We start from the raw sequence: 25,020 nt of genomic DNA on the forward strand, positions 1-25,020 counted from the left end.
CGATTACTCCCTCCCTTCGCGCTGGGTATCGTTGCGCAGCGCATTCGCGCGACGCTGATCCATGATGCTGTCCGGACTGTAAGATGAAGCGTCATTACGGCTGGCACTGCTGCCCGGCGAAGACGGTAATTTCATCAGATTGGTGTTGTTCTGGCCGCGGGCATTGCCGCTCTGGCCGCCGCGCAGCAGCTGATCGAGCGGCAGCACCATCAGGCTGTTGCTGCGATCATTTACCAGCACTTTACGGGTATGACTAAGCACGCGCTCCATGCTTTCGATATAGAGACGCTCTTTGGTGATTTGCGGTGCCGCTTTGTATTCCGGCAGCAGACGGGCAAAACGCGCCACTTCACCCTGCGCTTCCAGTACGGTGCGCTCTTTATACGCACGCGCCTCTTCGAGGATACGCTGTGCCTGACCATTCGCCCGCGGCTGCACTTCATTGGCGTAGGCTTCGGCTTCACGCACGTACTGCTCGCGGTTTTCACGGGCAGCAATCGCGTCGTCAAACGCCGCCTTGACCTCTTCCGGCGGACGCGCCGCCTGGAAGTTGACGTCCAGCAGCGTGATGCCCATGTTGTACGGGCGAATCGTCTCATCGATTTCGCGCTGGGTATCGCTGCGCACCACGGTACGGCCTTCAGTCAGAATGCGATCCATGGTGGAACGGCCAATCACGCCGCGCAGCGCGCTGTCAGTGGCCTGACGCAGGCTGTCATCGGCACTGGTCACGGCGTACAGATAGCGCTCGGGATCGGTGACGCGATACTGCACGTTCATTTCCACGCGCACGACGTTTTCGTCTGAAGTCAGCATCACGCCCGAGGCCGCCAGTTCACGCACTGCTTCCACGTTTACCGCACGCACCTGATCGATAAAGGTTGGTTTCCAGTTGAGGCCAGGCTCAACCAGATGACTGAATTTGCCGAAACGCGTCACGACGCCGCGTTCCGCTTCTTTGATGGTGTAGAAACCGCTGGCCGCCCAGATGACGACCGCTGCAACGGCTACAATGCCAACCAGTTTGCCACCGCTGCCGCCGCTGCGCTGACCATTGTCGCTCTGTTTGCCACCGCCCAGTCCGCCGAGCTTCTTGCTCAGCTTACGGAAGATATCATCCAGATCAGGAGGCCCCTGATCGCGACCTCCTTTATTTCCCCCAGAGTTGCCGCCTTGGTTATTGCTGCTTCCCCACGGGTCGCGGTCCTGTCCGTTATTTCCGGGCTGATTCCACGCCATGTCTCTACTCCATTTATTTTATATAAGTTTACCCTACCGCGTGCCGGGCACGTTTTCGGGTAAATGAGTGGGCAACGGTCAAACAATATAACTGGTTAGCGACGGCTCCTGCTTACACAGACGGCGCCAGTCAACGATCGGCAAACGCACATGCAAACCCACACTGCCATCTTCTTCATTCCATTCTTTTTCAATCGCCTGCAGCTGATAAAAGCGGCTGCGCAGGCGGCCCGCTTCAGGCGGCAGACGTAAATCATACTGCGCCACTTCTCCGGCCAGCCGCTCAGACAGCGCCTGCCAGAGCAGCTCCAGGCCAATACCGTTCTGCGCCGAGAGCCAGACGCGGACCGGCAGGTTTTCTTCATTGCGGTCGATACGCGGTTCAAATCCGTCCAGCATATCGATTTTGTTCATCACCAGCAGCGCCGGAATTTCATCGGCCTCAATCTCGGCCAGCACCTCGTTGACTGCGTCAATGTTGTCATTGACGCGGATATCAGCGGCATCAATCACATGCAGCAGCAGCGTAGCCTGGCGGGTTTCCTGCAGCGTGGCTTTGAACGCCGCCACCAGATCGTGCGGCAGATGACGAATAAAGCCGACGGTATCGGCCAATACCACTTCTCCGACGTCTGCCACATTCAGGCGACGCAGCGTAGGATCGAGCGTTGCGAAAAGCTGATCGGCGGCGTACACATTGGCTGACGTGATCGCATTAAACAGGGTGGATTTGCCGGCGTTGGTGTAACCCACCAGCGAGACCGTTGGCACGTCCGCTTTGGCGCGCGCCTGGCGTCCCTGTTCGCGCTGTTTTTCCACGCGCTCAAGGCGGGAAAGAATCTGACTGATTCGGCCACGCAGTAAACGACGGTCGGTTTCCAGCTGAGTTTCACCCGGACCGCGCAGGCCGATACCGCCTTTCTGGCGCTCAAGGTGGGTCCAGCCGCGTACCAGGCGGGTGGCCAGATGGCGTAACTGTGCCAGCTCGACCTGCAGTTTCCCTTCATGGGTGCGGGCGCGCTGGGCGAAAATATCGAGAATTAAGCCGGTGCGGTCGATAACGCGACATTCGCACAGACGTTCAAGGTTGCGTTCCTGAGCAGGCGATAAGGCATGATCGAATAAAACGACCGATGCTCCACTCGCTTTTACCGCATCGGCAATTTCAACTGCCTTTCCTTCACCGACAAAATATTTGGGATGTGGCGCTTTACGGCTGCCGGTAATCACTTGCAGCGCGTCGACGCCCGCAGAAGAGACAAGAGTTTCAAACTCCTGCAAATCCTCCAGCTCTTTGTCTTGGGAGAACCAGATGTGTACCAGTACGGCCTGCTCACCGGCATCATAACGGTCAAACAAGCTATAACCTCGCTAAAATAAAATAACCAGGACGGGAAAACGTTTATCGCTCCCCAGCCCTGGCTTTACGGCAACGCAAAATTATTCTGCGTTATCGCCGTCCTGTTGTGGCTGCGACTGAGCGCTCTGATTGCTTCCGCCGTGGTGGTAGTTGCTGCCACCGCTGCCGCCCGCGTTATTGCTGTGGTGCGAAACCGGACGAGAAGGAACCACTGTTGAGATGGCGTGCTTATACACCATCTGACTTACCGTATTTTTCAGCAGAATGACGAACTGATCGAAGGATTCAATCTGTCCCTGCAGCTTAATGCCATTGACCAGATAAATCGAAACCGGTACACGTTCACGACGCAGTGCGTTCAAAAACGGGTCTTGTAATGATTGCCCCTTAGCCATTCTATCTTTTCCTTATATGCTTGTTGTTTATTACTTTAAGAACCGTGGTTCAGAAAAACTGCGTAAAAATTTGCGCACGATAACGGACCAATTGTACACAATCATCCCTGCTGCGCACTAACTACCTGAAGCACCGCATCACGCGCTGACGCTGGCGCGTCACTGTCTAACCAGTGGACGTCATGCCAGCCGCGTAACCAGGTCATCTGGCGTTTTGCGAGCTGCCGGGTGGCGCAAATTCCCCGATAAACCATTTCGTCGTAATCGATTTCGCCAGCCAGATAAGACCACATCTGACGATAACCCACACAACGAATGGAAGGCATATCCGTATGCAAATCACCTCGTGCAAACAGGGCACGAGCCTCCGCTTCAAAGCCTGACGCTAACATCTGGTCGTAACGCATCGCAATGCGTTGATGTAGCAGTTCGCGCGTCGCCGGAGCGATGGCAAACTGGTACACCTCGTAGGGTAACGCTTCACCGGACGTTTTTGTCAGTTCCGTTAAAGTTTTACCCGAAATAAAAAAAACTTCCAGTGCTCGCGAAAGTCTCTGCGGATCATTCGGATGAATACGACTACCGGCGACCGGATCGATTTCACACAGCTGGCGGTGCAGGGCTTCCCACCCTTTTTCCGCCGCCCTTTGCTCTATCTGCTGACGCACCTCCGGATCGGCCGGGGGCAGCGGCGACAATCCTTCAAGCAACGCTTTGAAGTAGAGCATGGTTCCACCAACAAGCAACGGAATCTTACCGTTTCGGGTAATTTCCGCCATTTCAGCCAGCGCATCACGACGAAACTCAGCGGCAGAATACGCCTCTGACGGATCGCGGATGTCCAGCAAACGATGGGGCGCCTGCGCTAACTCTGCTGCTGACGGCTTCGCCGTACCAATATCCATCCCGCGATAGATTAAGGCAGAGTCTACGCTGATAAGTTCCACCGGCAGTTGCTGACGCAGCGAAATCGCTAATGCCGTCTTGCCGGAGGCGGTTGGCCCCATCAAAAAAATTGCCTTTGGCCGGCTAGCCTGGTTTTGTTCACTCATGCTTCAACGCGGTAATCGCGCTCTCAATATCCAGGGTCTGTATCAGACCAGAAGGCGGCGACTTCAGCAGATGCGGACAGAGCCGTTCCAGCTCTGCCAGCAACGCAATCGCCTGCGAGTGATTCCAGTGAGGTTCTTCTGCTTCTTCACGCCGCGCCAGCCACTGAGCCAGCGCAACAGCAGAAACCTCTTGGTGCCGGGCGAGATAGCCTAACAGGTCTGGAATCAAGATTTGTAAATTTTGTGTTCGTAACGGTAAAGGCACGGCGCGCAGGGTCACATGCTGACCTTCCCGTTGTAAATCAATGCCCATCTGGCTCAGCAACGCGTGCCGGGTGTCTATCACGCGCAGCTCTTCCTGGGCGATTTTCAGCCGCACCGGAATCAGCAGCGGCTGCGGTTTCAGCCCCGCTTCGCCCGGCTGCAGCTGGGCCTGTTTCAGCCAGCGTGCCGCCACGGCCAGCGACAGCAGCTGCACACTGCTGCCCCGTTCCAGCAGGGCATAGCGCTCCTGAATCACACTCAGGACGCGGCCAAAGCTTTGCGCGTGCGCGGCCAGCGGAACATCGCGCGGTGCCGGCTGAGGCACCGCCGCGGGGGCAGGCTGCGGCGCAGCGGCGCGCGGCACCTCTGCGGCAGGCGTTTGCAGCAGCTGCTGATAAGCGGCACCTTCCCGGGCGCGGTAGCCCGGTTCCTTATGCTGCCAGGCCGCGCTGCTGCCGCTGCGGTGACCGCCGCTGGTGCTGGTGTCGCCAGCGCTGCTGCGCGACGTGCCGGGCGGCTGAGCAAAATGGTTGCCGCCGGCCGCCTGGCGGTTCTCCGGCTGCCACTGCGCAGCCGGTTCTTCGGCCCGCGCCAGCGGCCGCTCTGCGGGCGCGCAACTCTGCAGCGCGCTCATCACGCCCTGCCAGATAAAGTCATGCACCAGCCGCGACTGATGAAAACGCACCTCGTGTTTTGCCGGATGCACATTGACATCAACCTGATGCGGATCGATCTCCAGATAAAGAACATACGCGGGCTGCTGGTCGTCTCCCAGCTGGGTCTGATACGCCTGGCGAATCGCGTGGTTGATGAGCTTGTCGCGCATCATGCGGCCATTCACGTAGCAGTACTGCAGGTCGCTTACCAGCCGCGAACCGGCAGGGTCCGCCACCCAGCCGCGCAGGGCGAGATCGTCATGTTGCCAGTCAATGCGCAGCGCATGCTGCATAAAGGCGGTGCCGCAGATCGCCCCCAGCCGCCGCTCGCGCTGTGCCTCCTGACTGACGCCACGATACTGCCGCACCAGCTTGCCGTTGTGCGTCAGTGAAATCGCCACGTCAAAGCGGGCCAGTGCGATACGCCGTACTACTTCGTCAATATGGGTGAATTCGGTTTTTTCGGTGCGCATGAATTTACGGCGGGCGGGCGTGTTGTAAAACAGATCGAGCACTTCCAGCGATGTCCCCACCGGGTGCGCCGCCGGTTTCACCGTGACCGCCATATCGCGCCCTTCCGCATAGGCCTGCCAGGCTTCCTGCTGTTCGGCGGTGCGTGAGGTGAGGGTCAGCCGCGACACGGAGCTGATACTGGCCAGCGCTTCGCCGCGGAACCCCAGGCTGACGATGGCTTCCAGATCGTCCAGAGAGGCGATTTTACTGGTGGCGTGACGCGCCAGCGCCATAGCCAGCTCATCGCGGGCAATGCCGCAGCCGTTGTCGCGGATACGGATCAGCTTTGCGCCGCCCTTTTCAATATCAATGTCAATGCGGGTCGCACCGGCATCGAGGCTGTTCTCCACCAGCTCTTTGACGACCGAGGCCGGACGCTCCACCACTTCGCCTGCGGCAATCTGATTCGCCAGCTGCGGCGGTAAAATCTGTATTGGCATGGCGGTTCCTCGTAACGTATGGGCTGCAGGCAGCCCATCATCAGGACTGCGGAATCTTTAAATTTTGCCCCAGCATCACATTGCTCGACTTCATATTGTTCGCCTGCATGATGGCTTTCGGGCTGACGCCATAGTGCGCCGCAATCGCCGTCAGTGAATCACCGCGCACCACTTTATGACGCGTTGGCCGGCTGGCACTGGCGGTACTGCTGACGCCGGAGCGGGCCGGCACTTTCAGCCGCTGCCCTACCCAGACCACGTCCCGCTTCAGGTTATTGAGGTCGCGCAGGGTCGCCATGCTGACGCCATAGCTCGCCGCGATACCGGAGAGCGTTTCACCGCGGGTCACCGTATGGCGCAGCGTTGCGCCGGTATAGTGTACGGTACCGCTGGCCGGGTTGCTGGCCACGCTAACCGCTGGTGCGCTGTCCAGCGGCCGGTTTTCCTCCTTTGGGACCGACTGCAACGGATGCGCAAGGAAATAGTTGCGCAGGCCTTTATAAATCGACTGCGCAATTTTTTCCTGATACGCGCTGCTGCCCAGCAGCCGCTCCTCCGCCAGGTTACTGATAAACCCGGTCTCAACCAGTAAAGAAGGAATATCCGGCGAACGCAGCACGCCCAGGCTGGCATGTTCCGGTAGCCGTTTGTGCAGCGGCGTAATGCCACGCAGCTGCTGCAGCACTTTTACTGCCACGTCATAGCCCACGCGCTGAGAATGACCAAACTGCAGGTCAAGCACCGCCTGGCTCAGGTAAGGATCGGCCTGACTGTTGGCCAGCAGATCGCCCGCCCCGCCCAGCAGTTCTGACTGCTTCTCTTTCTGCTCCAGCCAGTTAGCCATTTCGTTGTTGGCCCGGCGGTTCGACAGCACCCAGACGGATGCGCCAGTGGCAGAGTGATTGGGGGCGGCATCGGCGTGAATAGAGACCAGCAGATTAGCATTTTCTTTGCGCGCAACGTCTGAACGCCCCATCACCGAAATAAAGTAATCACCGTTACGCGTCAGCACCGGTCTGAACATCGGGTCCTGCTCCATCAGCGCTTTCAGCTTGCGCGCAATGGCGATAGTGACATTTTTTTCATGCAGGCCGCGCTGCCCGGTCGCGCCAGGGTCCTGACCACCGTGCCCGGCGTCAATCGCCACAATGATCGCGTCATTGCGCGCCACTGCACTACCCGGCCGCACCGTGGTGTTGCTGCTGGTGACGGCGGTGACCGGGCTGGCATTAAACGGATTGCCCTGGCTGCTCACCGCGCTGTCACTCTGCCGCGCGCTGGAGACCGGGGCCGCAGCTGTGCTACGCCCTGCCGGCTGAGTGCCACGCAGGGTAAACACCACGCGGTACTGATCGCCATCGCGCTGCGTTGTGGCGCGGGTTTTTGCTGCCTGAGTCAGCTCAAACACCAGGCGGATACTCTGCTTATCTTTCGGCTGGCTGTTACGAATGCGCTGGACAATGTTTTGCCCGCTGAAGTTAAGCGGCAGGCCCTGAATAGCCCCGCTCTGCCGGATATCCAGCACGACACGATTCGGGTTGTGCAGCGGAAAGAAGCCATAAACCGGCTGGCCGTTAAAGCTCAGCGTCACAGTGGCCTGGCTGTCGCCGTTCTCTACCTTGATATCGCGCAGCGTAGCGGCCAGGGATGAGGCAGAAAACAGGCACAGCGCGGCCAGCAGCAGGCCTTTTATCCGTGCCGTCATACCGCATCCCTGCCCTGTGTGAACTGCTGCAGCACCTGTTCACCCCGGGCGGAAAGCGCTGACACTTCCGCTTCCCGCGCCGTGCCGGCATAGCGCAGGCTCAGCGCCAGATCCGGCTCTGGCAGGATGCCTGCGCCCTGCTGTGGCCACTCAACCAGACAAAGCGCATCGCCGCTGAAGTAGTCACGGATCCCCATGAACTCCAGCTCCTCCGGATCGGCAAGCCGGTAGAGGTCAAAATGATACAGCGTGCGCGCACCCAGTTCGTACGGTTCCACCAGCGTATAGGTCGGGCTTTTTACGTTGCCCTGGTGGCCCAGCGCCTGCAGAAAACCGCGGCTGAAGGTGGTTTTTCCCGCCCCCAGATCGCCATACAGGTAGATCACCATCGCGCTGCTGCAAACGCGGGCTAATTGTGCACCCAGATTCAGGGTTGCCGCCTCATCGGGCAAAGGGATAACACAGGTCTTCATGCTTTATTGTTGGATCATCTCTGGATTAACAAACTGCCACAGCAGTTCGAACAAATCAGTGGCTAACATGCCGCGCGTGCCGCGCTGTCGCGCCAGCGCATCTGCCGTTGCCCCGTGCGCCACGCAGCCGGCGCAGGCTGCGTCAAACAGTGATAACTTCTGGCCCAGCAGGGCCGCAATAATGCCGCTCAGCACATCGCCCATGCCGCCGGTGGCCATGCCCGCATTACCTGCATCGGTAATGGCCATCTCGCCCGCCGCACTGGCAATCACCGTGCCCGCACCTTTGAGTACCACCACGCCACCGTAGCGCTTCGCCAGCGTCTGTGCCGCCTGTAAGCGGTCACTTTCCACCTCATGGATGTTAACGCCCAGCAGGCGCGCAGCCTCGCCAGGATGCGGCGTAATGATGCGATTCTGACGGTTATCCGCATTGATTGCCAGCAGGTTCAGCGCATCCGCATCCCAAAGCATCGGCTTTTTACTGGCGGCGACTTTTTTCAGCGCATTCTGCGCCCAGTCACGCTGGCCGAGGCCCGGCCCGATAGCAATCACATCCGCCCACTCCAGCGCCTGGTCCAGCCGATCGGCGTGCAGCGCATCCACCATCAGCTCCGGTCGCGCAGTGAGTATCGGGCCAATATTATCTTCATGCGTCAGCACGCGCACAAGTCCGGCACCGGTGCGCAGCGCCGCCTCGCCCGTCATGCGAATGGCACCGGCGGTGCCGCTGTCACCCCCGATGACCAGCAGTTTGCCGAAGTCGCCTTTATGAGCTGTGGCATTACGCACCGGCAGCCAGCCGGCCAGATTGGTGGCATCAACACGTCTGATCGGGGCGGTTTCTCCGGCCAGAAAACGCTCCAGGCCCAGCGCATGGCAGTGTAACTGCCCGACATGGGCACGCGCTTTGCCGGTTAGCTGACCGGGCTTAAGGGCGATCATGCTCAGGGTGTGGTCGGCCACGATGGCAGCGCCAGGTGCCGTGCCGCTGGCGGCAACCAGACCCGAGGGGATATCCACCGCCAGCACCGGTGCGGCATGCGCATTTGCCTGGGTAATCAGGCTGGCATAAGGAGCGGCGGGCGCACGGTTCAGACCGGTGCCCAGCAGGGCATCGACAATGATGTCGACCGATTCCGGCCACGCCGCATCCGCCGCATGAACGACGCCACCGGCGGCCAGCCAGCTGTCGCGTGCCTGGGCCGCCTCTTCCGGCAGCGGCTTGTTGCCTGTGCAGGCCAGCAGCGTTACCTGTAAACCCGCGGCCTGCGCCAGGCGCGCAATCACGTAGCCGTCTCCGCCGTTGTTGCCGTGTCCGCACAGGATCAGCCAGTGCTGCGCCTGCGGCCACAGCCTCCGCGCCAGCTCATAACTGGCCTGTCCGGCCCGCTGCATCAGTTCATACAGGGTCAGCCCCAGGCTATCCGCCGCCTCGCGTTCCAGCTGCGCCATTGCCTGCGCAGGCCAGACAGAGTGTGGTAAACTGCGCGCGTTTGCTTCAATTGCCTGGTTTCTCATGTCATACCCTCTCGATCTTGAACAGCTCGCTCTACACATTAAACAGTGGGGGCGCGACCTCGGTTTTCAGCAGGTCGGCATCTGCGACACAGATTTGCGTGCCGAAGAGCCGAAGCTGCAGGCGTGGCTGGAGAAGCAATATCACGGCGAAATGGACTGGATGGCGCGCCACGGCATGATGCGTGCGCGTCCGCATGAACTGTTGCCCGGTACGCTGCGCGTGATCAGCGTTCGCATGAACTATCTGCCAGCCAAAGCCGCGTTTGCCAGCACGCTGAAAAATCCACAGCTGGGTTATGTCAGCCGCTATGCGCTGGGTCGCGATTACCACAAAGTATTGCGCAATCGACTGAAAAAGCTCGGGGAAATGATTCAGGCGCACTGCGGCGAACTGAATTTTCGTCCGTTCGTTGACTCCGCACCGGTGCTGGAACGCCCGCTCGCCGCGAAAGCCGGCCTGGGCTGGACAGGCAAGCATTCGCTGATTCTGAATCGCGAAGCCGGCTCCTGGTTTTTCCTCGGCGAACTGCTGATCGATCTGCCGCTGCCGGTGGACCTGCCGCAGCAGGAGCAGTGCGGGCGCTGCGTGGCCTGCATGACCATTTGCCCGACAGGCGCCATCGTGGAGCCGTACGTGGTGGATGCGCGGCGCTGTATTTCGTACCTCACCATCGAACTGGAAGGCGCCATCCCCGAAGCGCTGCGTCCGCTGATTGGCAACCGCATCTACGGCTGTGACGATTGTCAGCTAATTTGTCCGTGGAACCGCTATGGGCAGTTGACGGATGAGCCGGATTTTTCACCGCGCGCCGTGCTGCATGCGCCGCAGCTGATCGATCTGTTTCAGTGGGACGAGGCGAAGTTTTTGCGGGTGACGGAAGGCTCTGCTATCCGGCGAATTGGTCACCTGCGCTGGCTGCGCAATGTGGCCGTCGCGCTGGGCAACGCACCGTGGTCAGAGGATAACGTAGCGGCACTTACGCTGCGGCGTGGCGAGCATCCGCTGCTGGACGAGCACATCGACTGGGCGATTGCGCAGCAGTTACAGAAGCGTGCCGCGCAGGCGATTGAGGTGCAGCCTGCACAGAAACAGCGGCTGGTGCGCGCCGTCGAAAAAGGCCTGCCCCGTGATGCGTGATTGTACAGCGAAGCAGGATATTATCCTTTTCCACATGCTGTGAATAAAATTATGTCACCGATCAATGACGAGGATCATTATTTCGTCTACGCGCTTCGCTAATAAGCTGAAACAGCTTAAAAGATATTAAATACAGCAGGTTAGGCAATAGCTGTAAATAAATATGTGTGGAATAGCGCGCAGGGGTCAGTCCAGAGCCTGTGGATAACTCTGTTCAAAACGGTTTTGCAGATAGGGTAAAACACCGTGGACACGTTACGTGCGCGCTGTGGATAACCTGGCTGATAACGGCATAAGGTTACCGACCGGCTCAGGCGAACGCGGTGTGCAAACATTCCAGATAAACCAACCGCTAAACGAAGCAAAGCGTGCAGCTGTTTTATGTCTGAAGGTGCCCGTGAGCAAATAACAATAGTGAATATGAAAATCTGGAGCGGGAAACGAGACTCGAACTCGCGACCCCGACCTTGGCAAGGTCGTGCTCTACCAACTGAGCTATTCCCGCATAATCTTCGGCTTTGAGTCTTAACCGATACTGCCGGTGACGCAATCCGTGATTTGGATGGTGTACTGTAAAATCTGGAGCGGGAAACGAGACTCGAACTCGCGACCCCGACCTTGGCAAGGTCGTGCTCTACCAACTGAGCTATTCCCGCATCATCACTGAACTCAGTATGCTGGCTGCCTGGGCTCATGCCGGGTTAACGGCTGTTGCGCATGCTGCACACTGGCACATTGATTCTGGTACTGCTGTGCAATCTGGAGCGGGAAACGAGACTCGAACTCGCGACCCCGACCTTGGCAAGGTCGTGCTCTACCAACTGAGCTATTCCCGCAACATGTTGCTGTTACTGCGTCCGTACCGTTGCAAATTCTTCATCGGTACGGGGTGCGCATTATACGAGAAATCCTTTCCGCCGCAAGCGTTCAAAAGCAAAATTTTGCGCTTTCTGCGCGATTGCTGCTTTAATCAGCAACCTGATGATTTCCTGCGCACCCGCTGCAGATTAAAGCTGCAAAAAGTGCTCGCGGTAGTAGGCCAGCTCGGCGACGGACTCCCGGATATCGTCCAGTGCCTGATGCGTACCGGCTTTTTTAAAGCCCGGCAGAATTTGCGGCTTCCAGCGGCGCGCCAGCTCTTTCAGCGTACTGACGTCCAGATAGCGATAGTGGAAATAGGCTTCCAGCTCAGGCATGTACTTAAACAGAAAACGGCGGTCCTGGCCGATGCTGTTGCCACAAATAGGCGAAGCGTTCGCCGGCACCCACTGCTTCAGAAAATCGAGCGTGGCCAGTTCCGCGGCGCGATCGTCAAACGGGCTGGCCTTAACGCGATCCACCAGCCCACTGCCGGTATGGGTCCGCACGTTCCAGTCGTCCATCAGCGCCAGCTGGGCATCAGATTGATGCACGGCCAGCACCGGCCCTTCCGCCAGAATGTTCAGGTTGGCGTCGGTGACGAGGGTGGCGATCTCAATAATGCGATCGCGCTCCGGATCGAGCCCGGTCATTTCCAGGTCGATCCAAATCAGATTGTTTTCATTTCCAGCTGTCATGCATGTTCCGCCCGTTGCCAAAGTCGTCATTAGCCTAATTTAAGGTGTATCATAGACGTTTTGCCCAGCGGGGCGAAGCCTGGCGAAAGCCTGAGAGGATGCGTGAGCAAAAATAAACTGTCGAAGGGTCAACAACGTCGCGTCAGCGCTAATCATCAGCGCCGTCTGCAGCAGCGGAACGAAAAGCCGGAGCCGGATGACAGCCTGTTTGGTGAAGCCGCTGAAGGCGTGGTGATCAGCCGCTTTGGCATGCATGCCGATGTTGAAGACAGCGCAGGCGCGGTGCATCGCTGCAATATCCGCCGCACTATCCGCTCGCTGGTCACCGGTGACCGCGTGGTGTGGCGTCCGGCCGGCGAAAGCGGCGGAAAAGGCATCGTTGAGGCGGTGCATGAGCGGCAGACGGTGCTGACGCGCCCGGATTTTTACGACGGCGTGAAACCGATCGCCGCCAACATCGATCAGATCATTATCGTCTCGGCGATCCTGCCGGAGCTGTCGCTGAACATTATCGATCGCTATCTGGTTGCCAGCGAAACGCTGGGCGTCGAACCGCTGCTGGTGCTGAATAAAACGGATCTGCTGGATGAGGAAGGCCGTGCCTTTGTTGACGAGCAGATGGATATCTATCGCCATATCGGCTATCGCGTGCTGATGGTATCAAGCCATGCCAAAGATGGCCTGCGCGATCTGGAAGCGGCGCTGACCGGCCGCGTCAGCATCTTTGCCGGACAATCGGGCGTCGGCAAATCCAGTCTGCTGAATACGCTGCTGGGTCTGGATGTGGCCGGGGAAGAGATTCTTACGAATGATGTGTCGGACGTCTCCGGCCTCGGCCAGCACACCACCACCGCCTCGCGTCTGTATCACTTCCCGCACGGCGGCGACGTGATCGATTCACCGGGCGTGCGCGAGTTCGGCTTGTGGCATCTGGAGCCGGAACAAATCACGCGCGGATTTGTCGAATTTCGTGAATTTCTCGGGGCTTGCCGGTTCCGCGACTGTAAGCATGATACCGATCCCGGCTGTGCCATCCGCGAAGCCGTAGAGAATGACCTGATTGCCATTTCGCGCTTCGATAACTACCACCGCATTCTGGAGAGCATGGCGCAGGTAAAAACGCGTAAAAACTTTTCCGCCAGCGAAGATTAACGCGTACAACGGCACATTCGCCAACCGACCGGGGCGCTGTTACAATCCGCCCCCTTTTTGTCTAAACCACATGTTATTCGCCAGGAGGCAACGGTGTTCGATCGTTTAAAACTCGGCCTGAATCATATTCTGCCTAAAAAGGCGCTGACCGAACTCGCCGGCTGGGGTGCCAGTCGCCGTGGTGGCTGGCTGACCAAAGCGGTCATCGACATTTTTGTCTGGTTCTACAAAGTCGATATGGCGGAAGCCAGCAAACCGCATACCGGCAGCTACCGCACCTTCAACGACTTCTTTGTGCGTCCGCTGAAAGAGGGCGCGCGCCCGATTGATCCGGATGCCTCACTGCTGGCGCTGCCCGCTGACGGTGCCATCAGCCAGCTGGGCCACATCGCCGGCGATCAGATCTTCCAGGCCAAAGGTCACTACTACACGCTGCAGGCGCTGCTGGCTGGCAATGACGATCTGGCTGAGAAATTTGTCGACGGTGAGTTTGTGACCACTTACCTCGCACCGCGCGACTATCACCGTGTGCACATGCCCTGTAACGGCATTTTGCGTGAAATGATCTACGTGCCAGGCGATCTTTACTCGGTGAATCCGCTCACGGCGCGCAATATCCCTAACCTGTTTGCGCGCAATGAACGCGTGATCTGCGTCTTTGATACCGATCACGGCCCGATGGTACAGATTCTGGTTGGTGCGACCATTGTCGGCAGTATCGAAACCGTATGGGCCGGCACCATCACGCCACCGCGTGAAGGCGTGATCAAACGCTGGCGTTATCCCTCCGCCGAGCATGACGGCGCGATTGTGCTGCTGAAAGGCCAGGAGATGGGCCGCTTTAAACTGGGCTCAACGGTGATCAACCTGTTCGCGCCTGGCCGCGTAAAACTGGCTGAAAGCCTGGAAGCGGAAAGCAAAACCCGTCTGGGTCAGCCGCTGGCCATCGCCCTGCCGCAACCTGGCGACAGCGCCCCGCTCGCCGACTAACCCGAGAACCCCTGCCGTGCGTGCTTTTCTTCTCCTACTGCTGAGCCTGGTGCTCAGCAGTACTGCCCTTGCCGCCTCCGTTCCGCCAGCCAGCCAGTTGAAACAGGAACTCGACGAGGCCAAATCCGCTAAAAATAGCCCGACCCAGAACGAACAGGTTCAGGCGCTGGAAGCCGCCATTAACTTCCTTGCTGAACGTGATGAATCGCTGGAGCGCGCAAAGCAATATCAGCAGGTGATTGACGATTTTCCGCGTCTGGCGCGCGAGCTGCGCCAGCAGATCGCCACGCTGACCGAGACCAGCAAGCCGGTGCGCAGCAGCATGAGCAACGCCGAGCTGGATCAGGAGATCGTCCAGGTCAGCAGTCAGCTGCTGGAGGAGGGGCGGCAGGCCCAGCAGGAACAGGATCGCGCGCGTGAAATCAGTGATTCGCTGTCACAGCTGCCACAACAGCTGACCGAGGCGCGTCGCGCCATGGCCGAGAGCGACCGCCGGGCGCAGGGGGCGTCGGCCGCCGCCACACCGCTGGTTCAGTCACAGATTTACGCGCGTCAGGCGGAAAGCGCCGCCAGTAAAGCGCGGGTTGATGAACTGGAACTGGCGCAGCTCTCCGCCAATAATCGCCAGGAGCTGGCGCGTATGCGCGCCGATGTCCATCAGCGCAAAGTGACGCAGCTGGATAACTATCTGCAGGCGCTGCGCAACCAGCTGAATAATCAGCGCCAGCGCGAAGCTGAACTGGCGCTGGAGCGCACCGAACAGCTGGCGGAAAACAGCGGCGATCTGCCCGCTTCTATCAGCGATCAGTTCCGCGTTAACCGCGAACTTTCTGCCGATCTTAATCAGCAGGCGCAGCGCATGGACCTGGTGGCATCACAGCAGCGGCTGGCTACCAATCAGACGCTGCAGGTGCGCCAGGCGCTGAGCACGCTGCGCGAACAGTCACAGTGGCTGGGGGTCTCCAATCTGCTGGGCGAAGCGCTGCGGGCGCAGGTGGCCCGTCTGCCGGAGATGCCGAAATCACAGCAGATCGACAGTGAAATGGGGCAGCTGCGCGTTCAGCGCCTGCATTATGAGAGCCTGCTGGAGCGCCAGCAAACGCTGCGTCATGAAAAACAACCGGACGGCACACCTTATACCAGTGAACAGACGCGGATTCTGGAAGCGCAGCTGAGAACCCAGCGCGAGCTGCTGAACTCGCTGATTTCCGGCTGCGATACGCTGATCCTGGAAATCACCAAGCTGAAAGTCTCTAACACGCAGCTGCAGGATGCGCTGGTGGAAGTGAAAGAAGCCACCCACCGCTACCTGTTCTGGACCGCTGACGTCAGCCCGATTAGCTATAAGTATCCGCTTGAGGTCGCCAGCGATCTGTCGCGCCTGTTGTCGCTGGATACGCTGGGCCAGATGGGTAAAGCGCTGGCGATGATGTTTACCAATAAAGAGACGCTGCTGCCGGTCATCGCAGCCATACTGCTGGTGGGCTTCAGCATCAGTTCGCGTCGTCACTACAATGCCTTTATGGCACGTGCCGCCAGCCGTGTCGGGAAAGTGACGCAGGACCGTTTCAGCCTGACCCTGCGCACGGTGTTCTGGTCTATTCTGGTGGCGGTCCCGCTGCCGGTGTTGTGGGCCGCGCTCGGTTTTGGTCTGCAGCACGCCTGGCCCTACCCGTTTGCGGTCGCGATTGGTGATGGCATTACCGCCACGCTGCCGCTGCTCTGGGCCTTTATGATCAGTGCCGCCTTTGCCCGCCAGGACGGGCTGTTTGTGGTGCATTTCCGCTGGCCACAGACGCGCGTGGCGCGCGCCATGCGTTACTACTCGCTGACGGTCGGCCTGATTGTGCCGCTGATTATGCTGCTGATCGCCTTTGCCAACCTTGACGATCCGCCCTTCTCTGCCACGCTCGGCCGCCTGTGCTTTATCCTGATTTGCGGCGCATTAAGCATTGTCACCGTCAGCCTGAAACGCGCCGGTATTCCGCTCTACCTTGATAAAGAGGGCAACGGCGATAACTTCGTTAACCGCATTCTGTGGAACCTGATGATTGCTATCCCGCTGGTGGCGGCGCTGGCCTCCTGCATCGGCTATCTGGCGACAGCCCAGGCGCTGCTGGCCAGGCTGGAAACCTCCGTGGGCATCTGGTTCTTCCTGCTGGTGATTTACCATATTATTCGCCGCTGGATGCTGATCCAGCGCCGCCGTATTGCCTTTGACCGCGCGCGCCAGCGGCGCGCCGATATGCTGGCCAACCGCGCCCGCAGCGAAGAAGAAAAAGAGCAGCAGTCCAGCGCCAGCGGCGAGACGGTGGAGATTGACGAGCCGGTGATCGATCTGGATGCCATCAGCGCGCAGTCGCTGCGGCTGGTGCGCTCCATTCTGACGCTGATTGCGCTGGTGTCGGTGATTGTGCTGTGGTCAGAAATTCATTCTGCCTTTAGCTTCCTTGATAACATTCCGCTCTGGGATGCCAGCACCACGGTGCAGGGCGTGGAAAGTGTGCAGCCGATTACGCTGGGCGCCGTGCTGATCGCCATTCTGGTGTTTATCATCACCACGCAGCTGGTGCGTAACATGCCTGCGGTACTGGAGCTGGCGCTGCTGCAGCATCTCAGTCTGTCGCCTGGCACCGGTTACGCCATTACCACGCTGACCAAATATGCGCTGATGCTGGTGGGCGGGCTGATTGGGTTCTCCATCATCGGCGTGGAGTGGTCGAAGCTGCAGTGGCTGGTGGCGGCGTTAGGCCTGGGGCTGGGATTCGGGATGCAGGAAATTTTTGCCAACTTCATCTCCGGCCTGATCATTCTGTTTGAGAAGCCGATCCGTATCGGCGACACCGTGACCATTCGCGATCTCACCGGCAGCATTACGCGCATCAACACGCGTGCGACCACCATCACCGACTGGGATCGCAAAGAGATTATCGTGCCGAACAAAGCGTTTATTACCGAGCAGTTTGTGAACTGGTCGCTGTCGGATTCCGTGACCCGCGTGGTGCTGACCATCCCCGCCCCGGCGCGCGTCAACAGCGACGAAGTGACCACGATCCTGCGGCAGGCGGCGGAGCGCTGTACCTATGTGCTGGATATGCCGGCTCCGGATGTGTTTCTGGTGGATCTGCAGCAGGGCATTCAGCTGTTTGAGCTGCGCGTGCATGCCGCAGAGATGGGGCACCGGATGCCGCTGCGTCATGAGCTGCATCAGCTGATTCTGCGCGGCTTTGCCGAGCACGGCATTGAGATGCCGTTCCCGCCCTTCCAGGTGCGGATGGAGACGCTGGGACGCAAAACGCCGGCCAGCAATGGATCGCCCGCCAGCCAGACGTTTAAATCTGGCGGACTGTAAATAAAAAACGCCCGGTCAGACCGGGCGTTGCTGTTTTTGATGCAGGGCGTTATTTCACAAACTCTTCGCCCTGGCGGATATCTTTCTTCAGCGTTTCCAGCATGCCATCCAGCGCCTGCTGTTCAAAGGGGCTTAGCGGCCCAAGCGGACGGCGTTCGGCAATGCCGTTTTTACCCAGCAGCAGCGGCTGAGAGAAAAAGCGCGCATACTCGCCATCGCCTTCCACATACGCACACTCCACCACGTTGGCTTCACCCTGCAGCGCCCGCACCAGCGACAGGCCGAATCGCGCCGCCGCCTGGCCCATCGACAGCGTCGCCGATCCGCCACCGGCTTTGGCTTCCACCACTTCCGTGCCGGCATTCTGAATGCGTTTGGTCAGGTCCGCGACTTCCTGTTCGCTGAAGGTGATGCCTTTCACCTGCGACAGCAGCGGCAGAATGGTTACGCCGGAATGGCCGCCCACCACCGGAACTTCGATGGCATCAGGCTGTTTGCCCTTCAGCGCGGCCACAAAGGTATTGGCGCGAATGACGTCCAGCGTCGAAACGCCAAACAGGCGGTTCTTATCGTACACGCCGGCTTTTTTCAGCACTTCTGCAGCGATCGCCACCGTGGTGTTCACCGGGTTCGTGATGACGCCAATCAGCGCTTTTGGCGCTGTGGCGGCCACCTGCTCAATCAGGTTACGAACGATACCCGCATTAACGTTAAACAGGTCCGCGCGGTCCATGCCGGGTTTACGCGCCACGCCGGCTGAAATCAGCACAATGTCTGCGCCGTGCAGCGCCGGGGTCGCGTCTTCGCCGCTGAAACCCTCTACCTTGACGTCGGTCGGGATATGGCTGAGGTCAACCGCCACGCCGGGCGTCACTGGCGCGATATCGTAAAGTGAGAGGGCGGAACCTGCAGGTAACTGCGTCTTTAGCAGCAGAGCGAGTGCCTGGCCAATACCGCCAGCGGCACCAAGTACGGCAACTTTCATCCTGAACTCCTTATTAAGGTGGGGCAGAGATATGCCGAAAATCCATCAGGTTACGAGTTTAATCAACTTCTCAGGCGAGAGCGACACACCTGTCGCGCAATAACATGACGCCGCAATCGGCTCCCGAGACATCTCCACTTCAGAAGTCGCCTGAATGATACAATCGCAGCCAGAAGACTATGGACGGCAATGATCATCGATCTTGTTGTTACCACTTCAATAATATAACAACTTTGCAACCTTCGCTTTGCGCGCCAGCGCGCGATTTTGGTGCAGGGTAAAACTCTGTTATGATGCCCGCCCCCGCAGTACAAAGCGGTGACTTACGCACCCTGCTTATTGCATAAAAATTCATCTAAATGCATAATAATTTATCTGCCGCTGGCCTGTTGCCCGCTGCATCCCTCTTTTATTGGTAGCTTATGCGAAACCCATCAAAACAAGACGACCTGATTAAGGCTTTTAAGGCTTTATTGAAAGAAGAAAAATTCAGCTCCCAGGGCGAAATCGTACAGGCGCTGCAGGAAGACGGCTTCGAGAACATCAATCAATCCAAGGTGTCCCGGATGCTGACCAAGTTTGGTGCCGTGCGGACGCGCAACGCCAAAATGGAAATGGTGTACTGCCTGCCCGCCGAACTTGGCGTACCGACCACCACCAGCCCGCTGAAAAACCTGGTGCTGGATATCGATTACAACGACGCGCTGGTGGTGATCCACACCAGTCCTGGTGCAGCCCAGCTGATTGCCCGCCTGCTGGATTCGCTGGGCAAAGCGGAAGGGATTCTGGGCACGATTGCCGGTGACGACACTATTTTCATCACACCAGCCCGTGCGTTCAGCGTAAAGCAGCTGTATGACGCTGTGCTGATGCTGTTCGAGCAAGAGCTGTAATTCCCTTCAGTGATCGGCGCTCAGGCTGCCGGTCACCTCCTCACTCCCTCCCGGTACCGCTTAACCCGCTGTTTATCCAGGCATAACGCTTATAGCCTGCGGTGCTCAGCATCTGCAGATATTGGTACGACCTTTTCTCCTGCTTAACCTTCTGCGCTATTTTACCCTGCTTTACATTTAACGATCAGTGCTTTTATCTGGCTCTGGCAAATCAACCAGTCTGATCAACCACGCCATTTCGCACGAAAAGATAATTTGACGCAGATCATTGTTTTTGCATAAAAAATCCACGCATTGCTTACTCTCCAGGCGGTTTTAATAACTTTGCGTTCTAAAAAAGTGCCATAAGGATAAAGAATTACAACGAAACATTATTAGCGGGATATTAATTTCATGAGTGATTAGATCTATACTTCTTTTCGTGATGCAAATCACAACAATCAAAAAGAGAAAAACAGAAGACGAGGAAAAATATCATGAACGTAAAAACTACTATCGCCACCCTGAGTGTTCTATCTGCCCTGTCATTTGGTGCTTTTGCAGCAGAATCTATTAATGCCGAACAGGCAGCTAATCTGCAGCCAGCGGGCACCATCAGCGTCAGCGGCATCGGGGGTTCACCGATGGAAATCCACCAGCAGCTGAACGCAAAAGCGGAACAGCAAGGCGCTAAAGCGTACCGCGTGATCGAGGCGTATAACGACAATAGCTACCACGCAACCGCTGAGCTGTATAAATAAGCCAGTCCGTAAGATGCAGTGTGAACGGCGACCCGTTTGAGAGGCGTTTGCCTCTCAGGTTGCCCACCCTATTTCAGGAGAGTGAATCATGAAAACCAAATTAACGATTGCTGTACTGAGCCTGGCGTCCGTTCTGTCCTTTGGTGCCAGCGCGGCGACCCTGGTGACCAATACCCAGGCGCAAAATCTGCAGCCACTGAACCAGACCATTAGCGTGAGCGGCGTGGACGGTGACCAGACCAATATTCGTCAGGTGCTGTCACAGAAAGCGGATGCGCAGGGCGCGAGCCACTACCGCATCATTGAAAACAATCAGGACAACACCTTCCACGTGACGGCTGAACTGTACAAATAATTTTCACCTATCTGACCGGCGTTAATGCAGTCGCCGGGCAAAGATCGACGACCCGCTTACCCTGATATTTGTGCCGCAGGTTGTTGATTCTAATGAGGAGACGACAAATGAACATCAAAACAACCATCGCTACTGCCAGCCTGCTTTCTCTGTTTGCTTTCGGCGCTTCGGCGGCCCAGCTGGTAACAGAAGATACCGCGCAGAATCTGCAGCCTACCGGCCAGACCATCACCGTAAGCGGAACCGGCGGTTCGCCTATGGATTACCGCGCCCAGCTGTCGCAGAAAGCGGATGAGCAGGGTGCCAGTGCTTACAAAGTTGTGGAAGCACGTACCGGTGACAGCTACCACATTACGGCAGAGCTGTATAAGTAATTCCTCGTCAATTCTGACGAACCCTTTGGCCCCGTCTGACGGGGCCCTTTTTGGCTGTGCTTACTGAACATTAAAGCGGAGCTGGCCCTCCAGCTCCTCTTCTGCCTCATCAAACAGCAGGATCAGCGCACCATAACGGCGTTTCTGCCCTTTCCCCAGATTAACGAACTCAATTTCCAGCGGCAGCGGCAACTGCTCGCCCGTCATGACATCCCACAAATCGTCCAGATCGTGAATGACATGATCAGTCAGGGCAAAGCGCTCACTGAACTGCCGGTAAAAATGGGCCTGATCGACAATCTCATCAAAGTCAAAACGCTCGGTTCTCATGGTGACGCCCCTTTTTTCTATGCCAGCCCGCCGAGATGCAGCGCTTTGACTTCCAGATACTCTTCCAGGCCAAGCACCGACCCTTCGCGTCCCAGACCGGACGCTTTTATGCCGCCAAACGGGGCCAGCTCTGTGGAAACCGCACATTCGTTAATGCCGATCATCCCGGCTTCCAGCGCGGCAGAAACGCGGAACACACGCTGCAGATTCTGCGTATAAAAATAGGCCGCCAGGCCATATTCGGTGTTATTGGCACGCGCAATCGCATCCGCTTCCTCGTCAAAACGGAAACAGGCCGCCACCGGGCCAAAGGTCTCTTCCTGCGCCAGCTTCATGCCTTCATGGGCATCGGCAATCACCGTTGGCTGCCAGAAATTTCCGCCCAGCGCGTGACGCTCGCCGCCGGTGACAATCCGCCCCCCTTTGCTTACTGCGTCCTGCACGTGCTCCTCCACCTTTTTCAGCGCCTGCGCGTCAATCAGCGGCCCGACGATCACGCCCTCTTCCATGCCGTTACCCACTTTGAGCTTGCTGACCGCGTCGGCCAGCTGATCCACAAAGCGGTCATAGATAGCATTGTGCACATAGAAACGGTTTACGCTGACGCACACCTGCCCGGCATTGCGGAATTTGTTGGCGACCGCGCCCTGCACCGCCGCCTCGATATCGGCATCGTCGAACACGATGTAAGGTGCATTGCCGCCCAGCTCCATTGACACCTTTTTCATCGTCTCCGCTGCGTTGCGCATCAGCGTTTTGCCCACCGCCGTTGAGCCGGTAAAGGAAATCTTACGCACGGCGTGTGACGCCATAATCGCATCGCTGATAGCGTGCGTATCGCCGGCGACAGCATTCAGCACTCCCTCCGGCACGCCGGCTTTTTGTGCCAGCGCCACCAGTGCAAAGGCACTTAGCGGGGTGTTGTTGGCGGGTTTAATAATGCCGGTACAGCCAGCGGCCAGCGCCGGCCCGAGCTTGCGCGTCAGCATCGCCATCGGGAAATTCCACGGCGTAATCGCTGCCACCACGCCGACCGGTTCACGGGTTGCCAGAATGCGCGAGCCCGGTTTTGCCGGCGGGATGATTTCGCCGTTTGCGCGCTTCGCCTGCTCGGCAAACCACTGAATAAAGCTGGCGGCGTATTCCACTTCACCTTCCGCTTCTTTCAGTGGCTTGCCCTGCTCCGCGGTCATCAGCTGGCCCAGCCAGCTTTTGTGCTCAATGATCAGCTGATACCAGCGCTGCAGTATTTCCGAACGCTGTTTCGCCGTTTTGTCACGCCAGGCCGGAAACGCGCGCTGCGCCGCATTGATAGCCTGCTCTGTTTCACGCTGGCCCGCTTTAGCGACCTGCGCCAGCACTTCACCGGTGGCGGGATTGGTGACGTCAAAGGTTTCGCTGGTCTGGTGCCACTGGCCGTCTGCGAAATAACCGGTTTTGAACAGTTCGTGGTGTTGCAGAGAGGTGGACATCATTCTTCTCCTGTCGGTAAACATCCTGTCAGGAAAGTATAGATGGCAAAGTTGACGCAATGGTTGCCGGCGCGGCAGCAAACCGGCCGCTGCAGGGCGCAGCGGCCAGTTTCAGATTTGGATGAGGGTGTTCTGATATTTGTCCAGCATCAGTGCCAGCCGTCTGACCGGTTCGGTGACGCTGGCGGGTGCCGCATACTGCTGCAGTTTGTCCTGATAAACCGTCAGCTCCTGCAGCAGCTGCTCAAAATACTGCCGGCGTTTGTCATCGCTGCTGGCCGAAATCACCTGGTCAGCGGTGTAACGCAGCTTGCGGTGCCAGGCGGATAAATCCGCATTCACCGGCACTTCTGCGTGACGCAGCCGCTGGTGACCAATGATCAACGTCAGCGCGATGCGGTATTTATCGATATCCCCCGGGAACAGATTCAGCAGTAAAAACAGCTGCTGGTACAGCGCCGGCAGATGGTTTTCACGGCGTCGCGCCTGATTGGTGGTCAGGGCTGCCACGGCGGCATACATAAAGCGGTTCAGCAGCTTGCGTCCGGTACGCGCTTTGGATTTATCGCGAATCAGCAGAATCACCATCATTGCGACAAAGCTGCCGATCCACTGGCCAAGCGCGTTATCCAGAAACACGTTAAGCTGAAACTTCATCGGGTTATCCAGCACCAGCACGTTAATGGTGCCGATCAGCGCCCCCAGGGTGCCAATCTGCCGCCGCTGCACGAAAATCCCCCCGACAAAGCCCAGCACGCCAATCGCGATGCACAGCAGCAGCGCGCTTTGCTGCGTTGCCGGCAAAATGTAAGCGAAATACAGTAAACCCAGCGGCACCGCGACCGCCATGCCATAAAAGAAGTCTTTCGCCATCATCAGCGGGTTCGGCATGCGCATGGCCAGTGCGGTAATCACCGCCAGCATCACCATGCAGCCGCTGCCGGATGTCCAGCCGGTATACAGCCAGAACAGGGAACCCAGCGCGGTAGCGACAAAGGTACGCACGCCGTTGATCATCGCATGATGGGTTTCCGCCGAACGCGCCTGAATAATCACTTCACGCTGCAGGATGCTCTCTTCCAGCGTGGTAATGCGGCTGTTGCTTTTTACACCCTTGATCAGCAGCAGGTATTCCGTTGCCGCCCCGACCCAGCTGACGATGGTCTCCGGCGCGGTTTTGCTGCTGACGCCCATGACGCGGCGCATCACCTTCATCCGCTTATGCACATCACTGACGTTGCTGACCTCTTTTTCCAGCAGCAGACGGTATTGCGGCGGAATGTAATCCGGACGGGAGTTCTGGATCAGAAACGTTTCTGCGGCCTGCGTAATCAGCGTCAGGGAAAGGGTGTTGAGCATCTGCAGGCGACGGCTGGTGTTCTGCCAGCGCGACGACTCCATCATCAGCTGGCTGCGCATGCCGTTCAGGGCCGTGGTGCGGCGCACCAGGGCGCTCCAGGCTTTATCCACTTCCTCTTTATCTTCATGTGCCACGCACAGCTGCAGCAGCCTGTAGTGCGCCACCAGCAGCGCATCAATTTCGGCATCGATCACTTTCTTAATTGAACGCGGTGAGAACAGCATATCGGCCAGAATGGCGCACAGGATGCCGAGGACAATTTCACTGCAGCGCTCAACGGCGAACTGCGGCGCGAGGGTTAAGCCACCGCTGGCGTCGGCGGTTACCACGATAATCAGCGCGGTATACCCGGCCAGACCCAGCGCATAGGAGTTTTCCACTTTGATCAGCGAAGAGAGCCAGACGCACAGCCCGGCCCACAGGCAGCACAGCAGCAGCATGACCACCGGCGCCCGCACCGTGGCAATCATAATGGTCAGCGCGGCGATACAGCCAATAAAGGTTCCGATGATGCGCAGCACCCCGCGGTAGCGCAGCGCCCCGGAATAGGGATCGCCCCCGGCGGCAAAAGCGGTGCCGCCGGCTACGATACCCGCCGTCATCACCGCCCAGCGCGGCGTTTCCAGATTGAAGTGAAAGCCAATCATCAGCGCAGCGACCAGCGCAAAGGTCAGCTTGACCGGGAAACGCAAAAACTCAATCATG

The 25,020-nt window shown here is 58.2% G+C and carries 21 protein-coding genes and 3 tRNA genes; 8 read left to right on the forward strand and 16 right to left on the reverse strand.

What is annotated here, in order from left to right; translation table 11 throughout:
- Positions 1-3 precede the first annotated feature (3 nt).
- The 8 genes from hflK to nnr all read right to left on the reverse strand — a co-directional run bounded on the left by hflK (position 4) and on the right by nnr (position 9,618).
- Positions 4-1,239, reverse strand: coding sequence for an FtsH protease activity modulator HflK (gene hflK, locus D8B20_RS15300; RefSeq protein ID WP_145889655.1), 1,236 nt, complete (start codon positions 1,237-1,239; stop codon positions 4-6).
- Positions 1,240-1,317: 78 nt separating this feature from the next.
- Positions 1,318-2,598: a ribosome rescue GTPase HflX gene (gene hflX, locus D8B20_RS15305; RefSeq protein WP_145889656.1), complete on the reverse strand. Its 1,281-nt coding sequence runs from the start codon at positions 2,596-2,598 to the stop codon at positions 1,318-1,320.
- An 81-nt stretch (positions 2,599-2,679) separates the two neighbouring features.
- The gene (gene hfq, locus D8B20_RS15310; protein ID WP_145889657.1) at positions 2,680-2,994 is read right to left on the reverse strand and encodes an RNA chaperone Hfq; all 315 of its coding nucleotides are present in this window, start codon (positions 2,992-2,994) and stop codon (positions 2,680-2,682) included.
- A 101-nt stretch (positions 2,995-3,095) separates the two neighbouring features.
- On the reverse strand, positions 3,096-4,046 hold the full coding sequence (gene miaA, locus D8B20_RS15315) for a tRNA (adenosine(37)-N6)-dimethylallyltransferase MiaA (protein ID WP_145889658.1): 951 nt from the start codon (positions 4,044-4,046) through the stop codon (positions 3,096-3,098).
- Entirely contained in the window at positions 4,039-5,919 is a 1,881-nt protein-coding gene (gene mutL / locus D8B20_RS15320) for a DNA mismatch repair endonuclease MutL (RefSeq protein WP_145889659.1), read from the reverse strand. The genes miaA and mutL overlap by 8 nt, the downstream gene beginning before the upstream one ends.
- A 40-nt stretch (positions 5,920-5,959) precedes the next feature.
- Positions 5,960-7,624, reverse strand: coding sequence for an N-acetylmuramoyl-L-alanine amidase AmiB (gene amiB, locus D8B20_RS15325; RefSeq protein ID WP_145889660.1), 1,665 nt, complete (start codon positions 7,622-7,624; stop codon positions 5,960-5,962).
- Positions 7,621-8,097 (reverse strand): tRNA (adenosine(37)-N6)-threonylcarbamoyltransferase complex ATPase subunit type 1 TsaE, encoded by a 477-nt coding sequence (gene tsaE / locus D8B20_RS15330; RefSeq protein ID WP_145889661.1) that lies wholly within the window; start codon positions 8,095-8,097, stop codon positions 7,621-7,623. Before tsaE ends, amiB begins: the two co-directional genes overlap by 4 nt.
- Positions 8,098-8,100: 3 nt before the next feature.
- Complete coding sequence (gene nnr / locus D8B20_RS15335; RefSeq protein ID WP_145889662.1) at positions 8,101-9,618, reverse strand: bifunctional ADP-dependent NAD(P)H-hydrate dehydratase/NAD(P)H-hydrate epimerase; 1,518 nt, start codon at positions 9,616-9,618, stop codon at positions 8,101-8,103.
- On the opposite strand from nnr, the gene queG reads away from it, so the two are divergent.
- Positions 9,617-10,756, forward strand: coding sequence for a tRNA epoxyqueuosine(34) reductase QueG (gene queG, locus D8B20_RS15340; RefSeq protein ID WP_145889663.1), 1,140 nt, complete (start codon positions 9,617-9,619; stop codon positions 10,754-10,756). The genes nnr and queG overlap by 2 nt on opposite strands.
- A gap of 429 nt (positions 10,757-11,185) precedes the next feature.
- On the opposite strand, the gene D8B20_RS15345 is transcribed toward queG, so the two are convergent.
- The 4 genes from D8B20_RS15345 to orn all read right to left on the reverse strand — a co-directional run bounded on the left by D8B20_RS15345 (position 11,186) and on the right by orn (position 12,312).
- Positions 11,186-11,261, reverse strand: a tRNA-Gly gene (locus tag D8B20_RS15345).
- A 75-nt stretch (positions 11,262-11,336) separates the two neighbouring features.
- Positions 11,337-11,412 (reverse strand) — tRNA-Gly (locus tag D8B20_RS15350).
- Between the two features lie 104 nt (positions 11,413-11,516).
- A tRNA-Gly gene (locus tag D8B20_RS15355) sits at positions 11,517-11,592 on the reverse strand.
- A gap of 171 nt (positions 11,593-11,763) precedes the next feature.
- Entirely contained in the window at positions 11,764-12,312 is a 549-nt protein-coding gene (gene orn / locus D8B20_RS15360; RefSeq protein WP_145889664.1) for an oligoribonuclease, read from the reverse strand.
- Between the two features lie 102 nt (positions 12,313-12,414).
- Here orn and rsgA point away from each other — a divergent pair, with 102 nt between their 5' ends.
- The 3 genes from rsgA to mscM all read left to right on the forward strand — a co-directional run bounded on the left by rsgA (position 12,415) and on the right by mscM (position 17,806).
- A complete protein-coding gene (gene rsgA / locus D8B20_RS15365) occupies positions 12,415-13,464 on the forward strand; it encodes a small ribosomal subunit biogenesis GTPase RsgA (protein ID WP_145889665.1) in 1,050 nt (349 codons plus the stop codon).
- A 93-nt stretch (positions 13,465-13,557) separates the two neighbouring features.
- Positions 13,558-14,454: an archaetidylserine decarboxylase gene (gene asd / locus D8B20_RS15370; protein WP_145889666.1), complete on the forward strand. Its 897-nt coding sequence runs from the start codon at positions 13,558-13,560 to the stop codon at positions 14,452-14,454.
- A gap of 16 nt (positions 14,455-14,470) precedes the next feature.
- Positions 14,471-17,806 (forward strand): miniconductance mechanosensitive channel MscM, encoded by a 3,336-nt coding sequence (mscM, locus tag D8B20_RS15375; RefSeq protein ID WP_145889667.1) that lies wholly within the window; start codon positions 14,471-14,473, stop codon positions 17,804-17,806.
- Between the two features lie 49 nt (positions 17,807-17,855).
- Here the strand turns inward: mscM and mdh are convergent, their stop codons facing one another.
- The gene (gene mdh, locus D8B20_RS15380; protein ID WP_145889668.1) at positions 17,856-18,791 is read right to left on the reverse strand and encodes a malate dehydrogenase; all 936 of its coding nucleotides are present in this window, start codon (positions 18,789-18,791) and stop codon (positions 17,856-17,858) included.
- Between the two features lie 422 nt (positions 18,792-19,213).
- Here mdh and argR point away from each other — a divergent pair, with 422 nt between their 5' ends.
- From argR to yhcN (D8B20_RS15400), 4 genes are all read left to right on the forward strand, one after another.
- Complete coding sequence (argR, locus tag D8B20_RS15385; RefSeq protein WP_145889669.1) at positions 19,214-19,684, forward strand: transcriptional regulator ArgR; 471 nt, start codon at positions 19,214-19,216, stop codon at positions 19,682-19,684.
- A gap of 476 nt (positions 19,685-20,160) precedes the next feature.
- Positions 20,161-20,424, forward strand: a complete 264-nt coding sequence (gene yhcN, locus D8B20_RS15390; RefSeq protein ID WP_145889670.1) for a peroxide/acid stress response protein YhcN — start codon at positions 20,161-20,163, stop codon at positions 20,422-20,424.
- Between the two features lie 88 nt (positions 20,425-20,512).
- Positions 20,513-20,779, forward strand: a complete 267-nt coding sequence (locus D8B20_RS15395; protein WP_145889671.1) for a YdgH/BhsA/McbA-like domain containing protein — start codon at positions 20,513-20,515, stop codon at positions 20,777-20,779.
- A gap of 107 nt (positions 20,780-20,886) precedes the next feature.
- A complete protein-coding gene (gene yhcN / locus D8B20_RS15400; RefSeq protein WP_145889672.1) occupies positions 20,887-21,153 on the forward strand; it encodes a peroxide/acid stress response protein YhcN in 267 nt (88 codons plus the stop codon).
- Between the two features lie 60 nt (positions 21,154-21,213).
- Here the strand turns inward: yhcN (D8B20_RS15400) and D8B20_RS15405 are convergent, their stop codons facing one another.
- The 3 genes from D8B20_RS15405 to aaeB all read right to left on the reverse strand — a co-directional run bounded on the left by D8B20_RS15405 (position 21,214) and on the right by aaeB (position 25,019).
- A complete protein-coding gene (locus D8B20_RS15405) occupies positions 21,214-21,483 on the reverse strand; it encodes a barstar family protein (protein WP_145889673.1) in 270 nt (89 codons plus the stop codon).
- A 17-nt stretch (positions 21,484-21,500) separates the two neighbouring features.
- Positions 21,501-22,955, reverse strand: a complete 1,455-nt coding sequence (locus D8B20_RS15410; protein WP_145890626.1) for an NAD-dependent succinate-semialdehyde dehydrogenase — start codon at positions 22,953-22,955, stop codon at positions 21,501-21,503.
- Positions 22,956-23,066: 111 nt separating this feature from the next.
- The gene (gene aaeB, locus D8B20_RS15415) at positions 23,067-25,019 is read right to left on the reverse strand and encodes a p-hydroxybenzoic acid efflux pump subunit AaeB (protein ID WP_145889674.1); all 1,953 of its coding nucleotides are present in this window, start codon (positions 25,017-25,019) and stop codon (positions 23,067-23,069) included.
- Position 25,020: the final 1 nt, after the last annotated feature.

This window comes from Candidatus Pantoea soli (assembly GCF_007833795.1).
Taxonomy (GTDB): domain Bacteria; phylum Pseudomonadota; class Gammaproteobacteria; order Enterobacterales; family Enterobacteriaceae; genus Pantoea; species Pantoea soli.